The organism is Escherichia sp. MOD1-EC6021 (assembly GCF_002965245.1).
Lineage (GTDB): Bacteria > Pseudomonadota > Gammaproteobacteria > Enterobacterales > Enterobacteriaceae > Escherichia > Escherichia coli_F.
On record NZ_PTRU01000007.1, the window covers coordinates 60,026 to 72,935 of the forward strand.

At 53.6% G+C, this 12,910-nt stretch carries 20 protein-coding genes; all 20 read left to right on the top strand.

Annotated elements, in window-relative coordinates; translation table 11 throughout:
• The first annotated feature begins 1 nt into the window (after position 1).
• Positions 2-811 (top strand): KilA-N domain-containing protein, encoded by an 810-nt coding sequence (locus BEB54_RS10220; protein ID WP_001061438.1) that lies wholly within the window; start codon positions 2-4, stop codon positions 809-811.
• A gap of 7 nt (positions 812-818) precedes the next feature.
• Positions 819-1,808, top strand: coding sequence for a DUF968 domain-containing protein (locus BEB54_RS10225; protein WP_001360050.1), 990 nt, complete (start codon positions 819-821; stop codon positions 1,806-1,808).
• Between the two features lie 13 nt (positions 1,809-1,821).
• Positions 1,822-2,574: an antitermination protein Q gene (locus tag BEB54_RS10230; RefSeq protein WP_097408215.1), complete on the top strand. Its 753-nt coding sequence runs from the start codon at positions 1,822-1,824 to the stop codon at positions 2,572-2,574.
• 150 nt (positions 2,575-2,724) lie between these two features.
• Positions 2,725-2,982: a hypothetical protein gene (locus tag BEB54_RS10235; protein ID WP_001542448.1), complete on the top strand. Its 258-nt coding sequence runs from the start codon at positions 2,725-2,727 to the stop codon at positions 2,980-2,982.
• A gap of 79 nt (positions 2,983-3,061) precedes the next feature.
• Positions 3,062-3,448: a phage holin family protein gene (locus BEB54_RS10240; RefSeq protein ID WP_001283169.1), complete on the top strand. Its 387-nt coding sequence runs from the start codon at positions 3,062-3,064 to the stop codon at positions 3,446-3,448.
• Positions 3,435-3,716: a phage holin family protein gene (locus BEB54_RS10245; protein WP_000422366.1), complete on the top strand. Its 282-nt coding sequence runs from the start codon at positions 3,435-3,437 to the stop codon at positions 3,714-3,716. Before BEB54_RS10240 ends, BEB54_RS10245 begins: the two co-directional genes overlap by 14 nt.
• Positions 3,716-4,330: a glycoside hydrolase family 19 protein gene (locus tag BEB54_RS10250; RefSeq protein ID WP_032235545.1), complete on the top strand. Its 615-nt coding sequence runs from the start codon at positions 3,716-3,718 to the stop codon at positions 4,328-4,330. The genes BEB54_RS10245 and BEB54_RS10250 overlap by 1 nt, the downstream gene beginning before the upstream one ends.
• A gap of 207 nt (positions 4,331-4,537) precedes the next feature.
• Positions 4,538-4,876 carry an Rz1-like lysis system protein LysC gene (lysC, locus tag BEB54_RS29930; RefSeq protein ID WP_077249172.1) on the top strand — a complete coding sequence of 113 codons (339 nt, stop codon included), beginning with the start codon at positions 4,538-4,540 and terminating at the stop codon, positions 4,874-4,876.
• 26 nt (positions 4,877-4,902) lie between these two features.
• A complete protein-coding gene (locus BEB54_RS10260) occupies positions 4,903-5,253 on the top strand; it encodes an HNH endonuclease (protein ID WP_064556834.1) in 351 nt (116 codons plus the stop codon).
• 126 nt (positions 5,254-5,379) lie between these two features.
• A complete protein-coding gene (locus tag BEB54_RS10265; protein WP_122999758.1) occupies positions 5,380-5,874 on the top strand; it encodes a phage terminase small subunit P27 family in 495 nt (164 codons plus the stop codon).
• Positions 5,871-7,604 carry a terminase large subunit gene (locus BEB54_RS10270; protein WP_096967052.1) on the top strand — a complete coding sequence of 578 codons (1,734 nt, stop codon included), beginning with the start codon at positions 5,871-5,873 and terminating at the stop codon, positions 7,602-7,604. The genes BEB54_RS10265 and BEB54_RS10270 overlap by 4 nt, the downstream gene beginning before the upstream one ends.
• Before the next feature lie 11 nt (positions 7,605-7,615).
• Positions 7,616-7,798, top strand: a complete 183-nt coding sequence (gene ymfR, locus BEB54_RS10275) for a protein YmfR (RefSeq protein ID WP_096967053.1) — start codon at positions 7,616-7,618, stop codon at positions 7,796-7,798.
• The gene (locus tag BEB54_RS10280; RefSeq protein ID WP_000466250.1) at positions 7,798-9,039 is read left to right on the top strand and encodes a phage portal protein; all 1,242 of its coding nucleotides are present in this window, start codon (positions 7,798-7,800) and stop codon (positions 9,037-9,039) included. The genes ymfR and BEB54_RS10280 overlap by 1 nt, the downstream gene beginning before the upstream one ends.
• Positions 9,017-9,667, top strand: coding sequence for an HK97 family phage prohead protease (locus BEB54_RS10285; RefSeq protein ID WP_001193633.1), 651 nt, complete (start codon positions 9,017-9,019; stop codon positions 9,665-9,667). Before BEB54_RS10280 ends, BEB54_RS10285 begins: the two co-directional genes overlap by 23 nt.
• Before the next feature lie 14 nt (positions 9,668-9,681).
• Positions 9,682-10,887: a phage major capsid protein gene (locus BEB54_RS10290; RefSeq protein WP_046076246.1), complete on the top strand. Its 1,206-nt coding sequence runs from the start codon at positions 9,682-9,684 to the stop codon at positions 10,885-10,887.
• Positions 10,888-10,936: 49 nt separating this feature from the next.
• Positions 10,937-11,137, top strand: a complete 201-nt coding sequence (locus BEB54_RS10295; protein WP_000601357.1) for a hypothetical protein — start codon at positions 10,937-10,939, stop codon at positions 11,135-11,137.
• A gap of 2 nt (positions 11,138-11,139) precedes the next feature.
• A complete protein-coding gene (locus BEB54_RS10300; RefSeq protein ID WP_000927719.1) occupies positions 11,140-11,463 on the top strand; it encodes a head-tail connector protein in 324 nt (107 codons plus the stop codon).
• Positions 11,460-11,870: a phage head closure protein gene (locus BEB54_RS10305; protein WP_000702388.1), complete on the top strand. Its 411-nt coding sequence runs from the start codon at positions 11,460-11,462 to the stop codon at positions 11,868-11,870. The genes BEB54_RS10300 and BEB54_RS10305 overlap by 4 nt, the downstream gene beginning before the upstream one ends.
• The gene (locus BEB54_RS10310; RefSeq protein WP_000213504.1) at positions 11,845-12,351 is read left to right on the top strand and encodes a hypothetical protein; all 507 of its coding nucleotides are present in this window, start codon (positions 11,845-11,847) and stop codon (positions 12,349-12,351) included. Before BEB54_RS10305 ends, BEB54_RS10310 begins: the two co-directional genes overlap by 26 nt.
• Positions 12,348-12,908 (top strand): phage tail terminator protein, encoded by a 561-nt coding sequence (locus BEB54_RS10315; protein ID WP_000779292.1) that lies wholly within the window; start codon positions 12,348-12,350, stop codon positions 12,906-12,908. The genes BEB54_RS10310 and BEB54_RS10315 overlap by 4 nt, the downstream gene beginning before the upstream one ends.
• The last annotated feature ends 2 nt before the right edge of the window (positions 12,909-12,910 follow it).

Genomic DNA, 12,910 nt, shown 5'->3' on the forward strand with positions numbered 1-12,910 from the left:
TATGAATAATCTGATGGTTATTGATGGTATTGAAGTTCGTCGTGATGCTTATGGACGTTACAGCCTGAACGATCTGCATCGCGCAGCAGTAGCATCTGGTGCAAATGCCAGAACCAAGGAGCCAGGAAAGTTTCTTTCCAGCCAACAAACTGTTGAGCTTGTTCATGAATTGACCAACACCCAGAATTTGGGTGTTGACCCGGTGAGTGTGATTCATGGGGGAAATGAACGGGGAACGTATGTCTGCAAGGAACTGGTGTATGCCTATGCAATGTGGATCAGCCCGTCATTCCATCTGAAGGTGATCCGTACTTTCGATATGGTAACCAGCGCACCGGAAAAATTATCCGGACAGGCTGCTGACAAGATGCAGGCTGGCGTGATCCTGCTGGACTTTATGCGCCGGGAGTTAAACCTGTCTAACTCTTCAGTGCTTGGTGCCTGCCAGAAACTCCAGGAGGCTGTTGGCTTACCGAATCTGGCACCGCGCTATGCCATTGATGCTCCTGCTGATGCACACGATGGCTCAAGTCGCCCGACACTGTCACTGAGTGCACTGCTGAAACAGTATGGTATACGCCTGACGGCTAATCAGGCATATCACCAGATGGTGAAACTGGGGATCGTCGAGCAGCGCGAACGATACAGCCGTACCGCGATTAACAACATCAAAAAATTCTGGTCGCTGACAGCGAAAGGTTGCATGTTCGGCAAGAACATCACCAGTCCCGCAAATCCGCGCGAGACGCAGCCGCATTTCTTCGAATCCCGATTCCCTGAGCTGTTAAAGCTGCTCGATACCGTTCATTGAGGTGACCGTGAGAGCACTACTGACCCCTGAAATTGCCCCGCGTATGGGGATCGTATTGTTCAGGCCAGGTTCAGAGCTGATGCCCCTGTTTATGCAGGGGCGTGTCCTGCTGGAGCCTGAGCCGGAGCGTTATTCATCTTTCGCCAGTGGTGCCGTTCCGGCGGCATCACAACCGCTGGCGGATGATCCTGCCGTTCGGGCCGTGTTCCGCAATGAGGCAGTGATCCGTCGTGCTGGTGGCGTGGAATGTCTTGAAAGCTGGTTACTTCGTGAAAAAGGCTGCCAGTGGCCTCATTCCGACTGGCACAGCGAGAACATGACCACAATGCGACACGCTCCGGGTGCAATCCGTCTGTGCTGGCACTGCGATAACCAGCTGCGCGATCAGTTCACGGAACGGCTGGAATCAATGGCAACGGATAACTGTGCCCGCTGGGTGTTGTCTGTTGTGCGTCGGGATCTCGGTTTTGATGACAGTCACGTTGTGACAATGCCGGAACTGTGCTGGTGGCTGATTCGTAATGATCTGGCGGATGCCTTACCGGAAAGTGCAGCCCGTAAGGCACTGAGATTACCGAAGCCTGTTGTGCCGTCTGTTACCCGGGAAAGTGACCTTGTGCCTTCGGTTCCTGCCACCAGCATTATCCAGGATAAAGCGAAAAAGGTGCTGGCGCTGAAAGTGGATCCGGAGTCGCCGGAGTCTTTTATGTTACGCCCAAAACGTCGCCGCTGGGTTAATGAAAAGTACACGCGCTGGGTTAAGACACAGCCGTGTGCATGTTGTGGAAAGCCTGCTGATGATCCCCACCACCTGATAGGTCACGGTCAGGGTGGAATGGGAACAAAAGCGCATGACCTCTTTGTGTTGCCTTTGTGCAGAAAGCATCACGACGAGCTGCATGCGGATACCGTGGCATTTGAAGAGAAGTATGGCTCCCAGCTGGAGCTGATATTTCGTTTTATCGATCGTGCGCTGGCAATAGGCGTACTGGCGTAAGTGGAGAACGAGCATGAACCTTGAAGCCTTACCGAAATATTACTCCCCAAAATCTCCAAAATTGAGCGATGACGCACCGGCGACAGGCTCTGGTGGTTTAACAATTACGGATGTGATGGCTGCGCAGGGGATGGTGCAGTCGAAAGCACCGCTTGGGTTTGCCTTATTCCTGGCAAAAGTTGGTGTTCAGGATCCTCAGTTTGCGATTGAAGGTCTGCTCAATTACGCGATGGCACTGGATAGCCCGACATTGAATAAATTGAGTGAAGAAACCCGGCTACAGATTATTCCTTACCTTGTGAATTTTGCCTTTGCTGATTATTCCAGGTCTGCGGCAAGTAAGGCTCGCTGTGAGCATTGTGCTGGTACTGGATTTCATAATGTATTGCGCGAAGTGGTGAAACACTCCAGAAGCGGGGAATCTGTTATCAAGGAAGAGTGGGTGAAGGAACTATGTCAGCATTGTCATGGTAAGGGAGAAGTCAGCACAGCGTGCAGAGGGTGTAAGGGTAAAGGTATTGTCCTGGATGAAAAAAGGACCCGGCTTCATGGCACGCCTGTTTATAAGATTTGTGGGCGTTGCAATGGAAACCGGTTTAGCCGTTTACCAACCACACTGGCGCGGCATCATGTCCAGAAGCTGGTACCAGACCTGACGGATTATCAGTGGTACAAAGGATATGCAGATGTCATTGATAAACTGGTTACAAAGTGCTGGCAGGAAGAAGCATATGCAGAGACACAATTGAGAAAAGTGACAAGATAAATGATTTTCGCCGAAGATGGCGACATGATGCTTGCATTTTTCAAAAAATATGGTTAGGATTCTCCTAACGATGGGCTTTGTATGTCTGCCGTTAACGAAATCATAACAAACCTCGCTTCGGCGGGGTTTTTGCTTTTCTGGAGGTCAATAATGCAGGGCGAAAAGCAGCAGCCATATTTTTTTAACCCTGGTATGACTGTTGAACAGCTTGAAGACTGGCTGGAGCAGCAAAAGCTTCATCTAAGCCGCTATAACCGTCTGGTAAAAGAAAAAGCAGAGCTTGAAGAACGGCTCAGTGATATTTCTGTGGAAATTGAACGAATGTCTGCTGGTGGTTTTAACGGAAAGTTGAGTTTCCCCTGGGAGTCAAGTTCGCTTCTGAGAAATCATCAACAGGGTAGTATTTGACTGAAATAATAAACAGACTGTCATTAAGATCCCTTCCCCTCATATCTGAGAGGACCAACAGCAATTAAGAGGGGGCTAAATGTCCGATCCGATTTCCGGTACTGGGCTGGCTGGTGGTGCCCTGACGGGTGCCAGTGTTTATGGACTGCTGACCGGAACTGATTACGGCGTTGTATTTGGCGCATTTGCAGGGGCTGTATTCTACATAGCAACAGCAGCAGATCTGAGTGCATCGCGCCGACTGGCATATTTTATCGTGTCATATATTGCCGGGATTCTTTGCTCTGGGTTGGTTGGCTCCAAGCTGGCGAACTTGACCGGATACAGTGATAAACCTCTGGATGCTATTGGTGCCGTAATCGTCTCTGCTTTAGCCGTTAAAATCCTGACGTTCCTGAATAATCAGGATATCGGCTCGCTGGTGGCGCTCATAACGCGCCGGGGAGGTTCAGGTGGAGCTAAATGACCCGACAGCAACTATAAATGCGCTGTTATGTGCTTGTGTTGTTATTACTCTGATGTTTTATCGTCGTGGTGATTCGCGGCATCGTCCTTGGGTTTCACGTTTAGCCTGGCTGATTACTGTTACATACAGTGCTGTTCCGTTGGCCTATCTCTGTGGGATTTATCCTCATTCCTCATGGCCCATTATCGTGGCGAACACTATTTTTCTTTCCGTGCTGGTGGCCGTCAGAGGCAACGTTGCACGTCTGGTTGATCATCTGAGGCACTAATGAACCAACAATTATTTCAAAAGGCGGCTGGTATTAGCGCCGGGCTGGCTGCGCGCTGGTTTCCGCACATTGATGCGGCGATGAAGGAATTCGGCATTACAGCACCAGCGGATCAGGCAATGTTTATCGCTCAGGTAGGCCATGAGTCGATGGGGTTTAGCGCCGTAGTTGAAAATTTTAACTACACACCATCTGCGCTGGTGGCGACGTTCGGAAAGAGGATCACACAGCAGCAGGCTGATGCCCTTGGCAGAACATCCGGACATGCAGCTCGTCAGGATGCTATTGCCAATCTGGTGTATAGCAACCGACTGGGTAACAAAGCACCCGGTGATGGCTGGAAATATCGTGGTAGAGGATTAATTCAAATCACTGGCCTTCATAATTATCGCATCTGTGGCGCGGCGCTGAAGTTAGATCTGGTGACCTCACCTGAACAACTGGAGCAGGAGCTACAGGCCGCGCGCTCAGCTGCATGGTTCTACACCTCTAAAGGCTGCATGGTCTACGGTGCTGATATTAATCGTGTTACGCGCATCATTAACGGCGGTCTGAACGGTATTGAGGATCGTAAGGTTCGATACAACAAGGCGCGGGCGGCGCTGCTGGTATGAAGATGAGTTATTGGGCGCTCATTTTAACGTTTATTGCTTGTATTGCTGGTGGTCTTGTCTGGTCAGCTAATCACTACCACGGAAAGTTTCTGAAGGAACAGAAGCGTGCTGACGCTGCGGAACAGCGAGCTGATTCTACTGAGGCTATCACCGCGAATGTTCTGCGTACTATGGCAATAACGAACATCATTCAGGAGGCGAATCAACATGCAAAACAGCAGATCGCACTGGAGTCACAGAGAACCCAGGAAGATATCAAAGTGGCTGTTGCGGATGATGATTGTGCTTCACGTCCTGTGCCTGCTGCCGCTGCTGACCGGTTGCGGAAATTCGCGAACGGTTTACGTGAGCGTTCCGGTGGCACCACTGCCAGCCAGCCTGACTTCTGATACTCCTGTACCGTTTATACCCAATCCGCTGACGTATGGTGCCAGTCTGGAGTTGAATGTGAGTCTGTTGTCAGCGTTGGGACAATGCAATATTGACAAAGCGGGAATTCGAAGTATCGAGATGCGCCGTAACGCTTTGCTGGCAGCAGGCAAATAGTCTGGACAAAGAACAGGAATATATTTATGCCTCCTCGAATCCCAAAAGCCTGCCGTGTTCGCGGCTGCCGCAATACCACGACTGACCCGTCAGGCTACTGCGAAAGCCACAAAAGCGAGGGCTGGAAGCAATACAAGTCGGGCCAGTCCCGCCATCAGCGTGGTTATGGTTCGAAGTGGGACGGTATCCGGGTGCGAGTACTGAAGCGTGACAAAGGCCTGTGTCAGTTGTGTTTGCGTGCTGGTGTGGTGCGCGAGGCGAAAACCGTTGACCACATCATCCCTAAAGCGCATGGCGGCACTGATGCCGACAGTAATCTGCAGAGTCTGTGCTGGCCCTGCCATAAGGCGAAGACGGCCCGTGAACGGTTAAAGTGATAATAATTCTCAACTGTCTGTGAGGGAGGGGCGGGTCAAATCCCTGTGACCTGACGTCTTCCGGACTGCCCGCCCCATCGTTTTTTTATACCCGCGAAAAATGAAATTTAACCAGGAGTGCCGCATATGGCTGGAACGGCGGGGCGTTCCGGGCGTCGCCCCAAGCCAACGGCGCGCAAGGCGCTGGCCGGAAACCCCGGCAAGCGAGCCCTGAACAAAGATGAACCTGTTTTTACGCCCATCAAAGGTGTTGAGCCACCGGAGTGGTTCGCAGAAGAAAATCTCCCTCTCGCCACGATCATGTGGCAGCTGACAACCAAAGAACTCTGCGGTCAGGGCCTGCTGTGCGTGACTGACCTCGCGGTGCTTGAGCGGTGGTGCGTGGCCTACGAGTTCTGGCGACGTGCCGTGAAAAATATTGCCAGACAGGGCAACACCATCACCGGTGCAATGGGCGGTATGGTCAAAAATCCGGAGCTGACCGCCAAAAAAGAACAGGAGTCCGAGATGAGCAGTACGGGGGCAATGCTCGGACTCGACCCCAGCAGCCGCCAGCGTCTGATTGGCCTGGCGGGGAAGAAGAAAGCCACTAACCCGTTTCTGAAAATCATCGAATCATGAGCCGGAAATCTTACCCCAACGTAAATGCTGCCAATCAGTATGCCCGTGATGTCGTGCGCGGAAAGATTGTGGCCTGCCAGTTTGTGATTCAGGCCTGCCAGCGCCATCTTGATGACCTGATGGCGGAAAAAAGTAAGTCGTTTCGTTACCGCTTCGACAAGGACCTGGCTGAACGGGCCGCCAAATTTATTCAGCTGTTGCCGCACACCAAGGGTGAGTGGGCATTTAAGAGGATGCCCATCACGCTGGAGCCGTGGCAGCTCTTTGTGATCTGCTGCGCGTTTGGCTGGGTCAATAAAGGCTCCCGGCTGCGCCGCTTCCGTGAGGTGTATACCGAAATCCCCCGTAAGAACGGCAAATCGGCAATCTCTGCCGGTGTCGCCCTGTATTGTTTTGCCTGTGATAACGAGTTCGGCGCGGAAGTGTATTCCGGTGCCACGACAGAGAAACAGGCATGGGAAGTCTTTCGTCCGGCAAGACTGATGTGTAAACGCACACCCATGCTGACGGAAGCGTTCGGGATTGAGGTTAACGCCTCAAACATGAACCGTCCGGAGGATGGTGCGCGTTTTGAACCGCTGATCGGTAACCCCGGTGATGGTTCATCACCCCACTGTGCGGTGGTGGATGAATATCACGAGCACGCCACAGATGCGCTTTACACCACGATGCTTACCGGGATGGGGGCGCGACGTCAGCCACTGATGTGGGCTATCACTACCGCCGGGTACAACATTGAGGGGCCGTGCTACGACAAACGGCGGGAAGTCATCGAGATGCTCAACGGCTCGGTGCCTAACGATGAACTGTTCGGGATCATCTATACCGTTGATGAAGGTGACGACTGGACCGACCCGCAGGTGCTGGAAAAAGCCAATCCAAATATTGGCGTGTCGGTTTATCGCGAATTTTTGTTAAGTCAGCAGCAGCGTGCGAAAAATAACGCCCGTCTGGCAAACGTCTTTAAAACAAAACACCTCAATATCTGGGTGTCGGCGCGTTCGGCGTATTTCAATCTGGTGAGCTGGCAGAGCTGCGAGGATAAATCACTGACCCTTGAGCAGTTCGAGGGGCAGCCGTGCATTCTGGCCTTTGACCTGGCGCGTAAGCTGGATATGAACAGCATGGCGCGACTTTATACCCGCGAGATTGACGGTAAAACGCATTACTACAGTGTGGCCCCGTGTTTCTGGGTACCGTATGACACGGTGTACAGCGTCGAGAAAAATGAAGATCGACGGACAGCCGAACGCTTTCAGAAATGGGTGGAAATGGGCGTTCTGACCGTTACCGATGGTGCGGAGGTGGATTATCGCTACATCCTCGAAGAGGCCAAAGCGGCGAACAAAATCAGCCCGGTCAGCGAGTCACCCATCGACCCCTTCGGGGCGACCGGGCTCTCACATGACCTTGCTGATGAAGACCTGAACCCCATCACTATCATTCAGAACTACACCAACATGTCCGACCCGATGAAAGAGCTGGAAGCGGCAATTGAATCGGGGCGCTTTCATCATGATGGCAATCCCATCATGACCTGGTGTATCGGCAACGTGGTCGGCAAAACCATTCCGGGTAACGATGATGTGGTGAAGCCCGTCAAAGAGCAGGCGGAAAACAAAATCGATGGTGCAGTGGCGCTGATTATGGCGGTTGGCAGAGCCATGCTGTACGAGAAAGAAGACACGCTGTCTGACCACATTGAGTCCTATGGGATCCGCTCGCTTTAACTGAGGTAATTATGATCATGCTGATTCTCGCGCCTATGGTGGGCGTGCTGGGGGCGCTTTTGCTGGCGTATGGTGCCTGGCTGATTTATCCCCCGGCGGGGTTTGTTGTTGCCGGGGCGTTGTGCCTGTTCTGGTCGTGGCTGGTGGCGCGATATCTCGACCGTACACAGCCGTCTGTCGGCGGAGGTAAATAGTGTTCTTTTCGGGATTATTTCAACGAAAAAGTGACGCACCGGTGACTACGCCAGCAGAGCTGGCGGATGCTATCGGGCTGTCATATGACACCTATACCGGAAAGCAGATCAGCAGCCAGCGGGCCATGCGACTGACGGCGGTTTTTTCCTGCGTCAGGGTGCTGGCAGAGTCGGTCGGGATGTTGCCCTGCAATCTGTATCACCTGAACGGCAGCCTGAAACAGAGAGCCACTGGTGAACGTCTGCATAAGCTGATCTCCACGCATCCCAATGGCTATATGACGCCGCAGGAGTTCTGGGAGCTGGTGGTCACCTGTCTGTGCCTGAGGGGAAACTTTTACGCCTACAAAGTGAAAGCATTTGGCGAAGTGGCTGAACTGCTGCCCGTCGATCCCGGCTGTGTGGTACCGAAGCTTAACAGTAGCTGGGAGCCGATCTATCAGGTCACATTCCCGGATGGCTCCACGGATGTACTGAGCCAGGAGGATATCTGGCATGTGCGCACGCTGACGCTGGACGGACTGGTGGGGCTGAATCCCATCGCCTATGCCCGCGAGGCAATATCGCTGGCGGCAGCGACCGAAGAACACGGGGCCAGACTGTTCAGCAATGGCGCGGTGACGTCGGGTGTGTTGCGTACAGAGCAGACGCTGTCAGATCAGGCTTATGAGCGCCTGAAGAAAGATTTTGAGGAGCGTCACACCGGGCTTGGCAATGCTCACCGCCCGATGATCCTTGAGATGGGGCTGGACTGGAAGTCGATGGCGCTGAACGCCGAGGACAGCCAGTTCCTGGAAACCCGCAAGTTTCAGCTTGAAGAAATCTGTCGTCTGTTCCGGGTGCCGTTGCACATGGTGCAGAACACCGATCGCGCCACCTTCAACAATATCGAAGAGCTGGGGCTGGGATTTATCAACTATTCACTGGTGCCGTATCTGACCCGCATCGAACAGCGGATCAACACCGGACTGGTACGAAAAAGTAAGCAGGGCGTTTATTACGCCAAATTTAACGCCGGGGCGTTACTGCGCGGGGATATGAAGTCCCGTTTTGAAGCCTACGCCACCGGGATCAACTGGGGAATTTACTCTCCCAATGACTGCCGCGACCTGGAAGATATGAATCCGCGTCCCGGTGGTGATGTCTATCTCACACCGATGAACATGACCACGAAACCCTCCGATGGCAGTAAAGCCGGTAAGCAGAAGGATAACGCCAATGCAGACGAAACAACGTCTTGATGTACCGCTGAGTCTGAAATCTGTCAGTGACTCCGGTGAGTTTGAAGGGTATGGCTCCGTCTTTGGTGTAAAGGACAGTCACGATGATGTGGTGATGTCCGGGGCATTTGCTGCTTCCCTGCGGGCGTGGAGTGACAGAAAAGCGTTACCTGCGCTGCTCTGGCAGCACCGCATGGATGAGCCCATCGGTGTTTACACCGAAATGAAGGAAGACGATGTCGGGCTTTACGTCAGGGGGCGGTTGCTCATTGATGATGATCCCCTGGCAAAACGCGCACATGCACACATGAAGGCCGGTTCGTTAACCGGCCTTTCTATTGGGTACGTCCTGAAGGACTGGGAATACGACCGGACGAAAGAAGCCTTTCTGCTGAAAGAAATCGACCTCTGGGAAGTCAGTCTGGTGACGTTTCCGTCTAACGACGAGGCGCGGATCAGCGACGTCAAGAACGCGCTGGCCCGCGGGGAAATCCCCGAACAGAAAAAAATCGAAAGAGTCCTGCGTGATGTCGGACTCTCCCGTACCCAGGCCAAAGCATTCATGGCCGGGGGCTATGGCGCACTGTCCCTGCGCGACGCTGAGGATGTGGGCTCTGCACTGAATGCACTGAAAAATCTGAACTTCTAATCAGGAGAAATACGATGGCGGTAGATATTAAAGATGTCGAACAGGTCGCGCAGGAGCTGCAGCAGAAGTTTGACGACTTCAAAGCAAAGAACGACAAGCGCGTGGATGCGATTGAGCAGGAAAAAGGCAAGCTTGCCGGGCAGGTGGAAACCCTGAACGGAAAACTCAGCGAGCTGGAAAATCTCAAAAGCGACCTTGAAAAAGAGCTGCTTGAGCTGAAACGTCCGGCAGGTGGTGCGCAAAATAAACTGGCCACCGAGCATAAAGAAGCGTTTGTGGGCTTCCTGCGTAAAGGCCGTGAAGATGGTCTGCGCGATCTGGAGCGCAAGGCATTACAGGTGGGCACCGATGAAGACGGTGGCTATGCCGTGCCGGAAGCGCTGGATCGCAACATTCTGACCCTGCTGAAAGATGAAGTGGTGATGCGTCAGGAAGCCACGGTGATCACCGTTGGCGGTTCCGACTACAAAAAACTGGTGAATCTGGGCGGTACGGCTTCCGGATGGGTGGGGGAAACGGATACGCGATCCCAGACTGCCACCTCCAGACTGGAGCTGATTGAACCTCTCATGGGGGAAATCTACGGCAACCCGCAGGCTACCCAGAAAATGCTGGACGATGCCTTCTTCAACGTGGAGGCCTGGATCAACAGCGAGCTGGCAACCGAATTTGCCGAACAGGAAGAAATTGCCTTTACCTCAGGCGATGGCACCAAGAAGCCGAAAGGGTTCCTGGCGTATGAATCCACTGATGAAACCGATAAGGTCCGGGCGTTCGGCAAACTTCAGCATATTGTATCCGGCGAAGCGACTGCGGTGACCGCAGACGCCATTATCAAACTGATTTACACGCTGCGTAAGGCACACCGCACTGGCGCGAAGTTCATGATGAACAACAACAGCCTGTTTGCCATCCGTCTGCTGAAAGACAGCGAGGGTAACTATCTGTGGCGTCCGGGGCTGGAGCTGGGGCAGCCGTCCTCTCTGGCGGGTTACGGTATCGCTGAAAACGAACAGATGCCGGATATCGCCGCTGATGCGAAAGCCATTGCATTTGGTAACTTCAAACGGGGTTACACCATCGTTGACCGTATCGGCACCCGCATTCTGCGTGACCCGTACACCAATAAACCGTTTGTCGGTTTTTATACCACCAAGCGCACCGGCGGGATGCTGGTCGATTCGCAGGCCATCAAACTGCTGAAGATTGCAGCGGCGTAATCACTCAGGGGCGCGGAACCGCGCCCCCTGTTCTGACGGGTGAAGAATCATGATCCTGAAACAAGATCTGAAATGGTCACCGGACGGTATGCGTGTTGAGGTCATTCAGGCCGGTGAGTATGACGACGGGGCGCTTCCTGCCCGGGTGCAGGAGATTGCACTTCAGGCCGGGTTAGCAGAGCGCGGAATCAGTGCAAAAAGCAGTAAAGCGGCAAAAGAGAAAAAAGCCACGACCAGTAAAGAGGGCTGAGTATGCTTCTGACAATGGAAGAGATTAAAGCCCAACTCCGGCTGGATGAGGATTTCGATACTGATGACCGCCATCTGCAACTGCTGGCATGTGCGGCACAAAAGCGGACGGAAACGTATCTGAACCGGAAGCTCTATGCACCGGATGAAACCATTCCGGACAGCGATCCGGACGGGCTGCACCTGCCGGATGATATTCGTCTGGGGATGCTGATGCTTATCAGCCATTTTTACGAAAACCGCTCGTCGGTTACGGAAGTGGAGAAACTCGACATGCCGCAGAGTTTTGGCTGGCTTGTCGGCCCGTACAGGTACTTTCCGCAATGAAAATTCGTCAGGCGCAGACCAGCGCAACCTACATTCTGCCGGACCCCGGTGAACTGAATAAACGCGTCCTGATCCGCCTGCGGGTGGATATGCCCGCGGATAACTTTGGCGTGGAGCCTCAATACCCGGTTACGTTCCGGACATGGGCGAAGGTTATCCAGACCAGTGCCACCACCTGGCAGGAAACCGCGCAGACCGGGGACGCCATCACCCATTACATCACCATTCGTTACCGCCGGGGGATCACCGCTGATTATGAGGTGGTCTGCGGTGACAGTGTGTACCGGGTGAAACGTCAGCGCGATCTGAACGGGGCGCGGCGCTTTCTGCTGCTGGAGTGTACGGAGCTGGGCGAATGTAGGCAGAGTCACGGAGGCAACAATGACGACTTCCTTTTTGCACGTTGATTTTCAGCAGCCCGCGGAGATGCGCTTTAACCGCGCCCGTGTCCGGCGGGCGTTTGTCACGATTGGTCAGCGTCATATGCGTGATGCCCGTCGGCTGGTGATGCGCCGTGCGCGGTCGGCACCGGGTGAAAACCCCGGTTATCAGACCGGACGCCTGGCTCGTTCGATTGGTTACATGGTGCCGAGAGCCAGTAAAAAGCGAGCCGGTTTTATGACACGCATTGCCCCTAACCAGCGCAACGGGAAGGGGAACCGGATGATCTCTGGTGACTTCTATCCGGCGTTTCTGTTTTTTGGTGTCCGGGGAGGAGCAAAACGTCGTCGTAGTCATCATCGTGGTGCATCCGGTGGCAGCGGCTGGCGACTGGCTCCACGTAATAACTTCATGGTGGAAACGCTTGAAAAGAACCGCAGCTGGACACGCTATTTTCTGGCGCGGGAATTGCGTAAATCACTGAAGCCGGAGCGACGACACAGATGAAACTGACGCCTGTTATTGCTGCACTGCGTGCCCGCTGTCCGTATTTTGAAAACCGGGTGGCAGGCGCGGCCCAGTTCAAAAATCTGCCGGAGGTCGGAAAGCTGAGACTCCCGGCGGCGTATGTGGTACCGGGTGATGACTCTCCGGGAGAAAACAAAAGCCAGACCGACTACTGGCAGGAGCTGAAAGAGGGCTTCTCCGTGGTTGTCATACTGAGTAACGGGCGTGATGAGCGCGGTCAGTTTGCCTCGTATGATGTGGTGGACGATGTCCGGCAGATGCTCTTTAAGGCTCTGCTGGGCTGGAACCCGGAGGCGTGCGGTAACCCGATTACCTATGACGGCGGCACGCTGCTGGATCTGAATCGTCATGAGCTGATTTATCAGTTCGATTTTTCGGTCATCAGCGAGCTGACTGAAGACGATACCCGCCAGCAGGATGATCTGAACAGTCTGGATGAACTGCAAACGCTGGCGATTGATGTTGATTATCTCGAGCCCGGTAACGGGCCTGACGGCGATATCGAACATCACACCGAAATAACCCTTCCTTCCTGAGG

Excerpts from the sequence above, each read along its gene's own strand:
- BEB54_RS10220 (WP_001061438.1), top strand. The coding sequence starts at position 2 with ATGAATAATCTGATGGTTATTGATGGTATTGAAGTTCGTCGTGATGCT.
- BEB54_RS10230 (WP_097408215.1), top strand. The coding sequence starts at position 1,822 with ATGAACCTTGAAGCCTTACCGAAATATTACTCCCCAAAATCTCCAAAA.
- BEB54_RS10235 (WP_001542448.1), top strand. The coding sequence starts at position 2,725 with ATGCAGGGCGAAAAGCAGCAGCCATATTTTTTTAACCCTGGTATGACT.
- BEB54_RS10240 (WP_001283169.1), top strand. The coding sequence starts at position 3,062 with ATGTCCGATCCGATTTCCGGTACTGGGCTGGCTGGTGGTGCCCTGACG.
- BEB54_RS10250 (WP_032235545.1), top strand. The coding sequence starts at position 3,716 with ATGAACCAACAATTATTTCAAAAGGCGGCTGGTATTAGCGCCGGGCTG.
- lysC (WP_077249172.1), top strand. The coding sequence starts at position 4,538 with ATGCAAAACAGCAGATCGCACTGGAGTCACAGAGAACCCAGGAAGATA.
- BEB54_RS10260 (WP_064556834.1), top strand. The coding sequence starts at position 4,903 with ATGCCTCCTCGAATCCCAAAAGCCTGCCGTGTTCGCGGCTGCCGCAAT.
- BEB54_RS10265 (WP_122999758.1), top strand. The coding sequence starts at position 5,380 with ATGGCTGGAACGGCGGGGCGTTCCGGGCGTCGCCCCAAGCCAACGGCG.
- BEB54_RS10270 (WP_096967052.1), top strand. The coding sequence starts at position 5,871 with ATGAGCCGGAAATCTTACCCCAACGTAAATGCTGCCAATCAGTATGCC.
- ymfR (WP_096967053.1), top strand. The coding sequence starts at position 7,616 with ATGATCATGCTGATTCTCGCGCCTATGGTGGGCGTGCTGGGGGCGCTT.
- BEB54_RS10285 (WP_001193633.1), top strand. The coding sequence starts at position 9,017 with ATGCAGACGAAACAACGTCTTGATGTACCGCTGAGTCTGAAATCTGTC.
- BEB54_RS10290 (WP_046076246.1), top strand. The coding sequence starts at position 9,682 with ATGGCGGTAGATATTAAAGATGTCGAACAGGTCGCGCAGGAGCTGCAG.
- BEB54_RS10295 (WP_000601357.1), top strand. The coding sequence starts at position 10,937 with ATGATCCTGAAACAAGATCTGAAATGGTCACCGGACGGTATGCGTGTT.
- BEB54_RS10300 (WP_000927719.1), top strand. The coding sequence starts at position 11,140 with ATGCTTCTGACAATGGAAGAGATTAAAGCCCAACTCCGGCTGGATGAG.
- BEB54_RS10305 (WP_000702388.1), top strand. The coding sequence starts at position 11,460 with ATGAAAATTCGTCAGGCGCAGACCAGCGCAACCTACATTCTGCCGGAC.
- BEB54_RS10310 (WP_000213504.1), top strand. The coding sequence starts at position 11,845 with ATGACGACTTCCTTTTTGCACGTTGATTTTCAGCAGCCCGCGGAGATG.
- BEB54_RS10315 (WP_000779292.1), top strand. The coding sequence starts at position 12,348 with ATGAAACTGACGCCTGTTATTGCTGCACTGCGTGCCCGCTGTCCGTAT.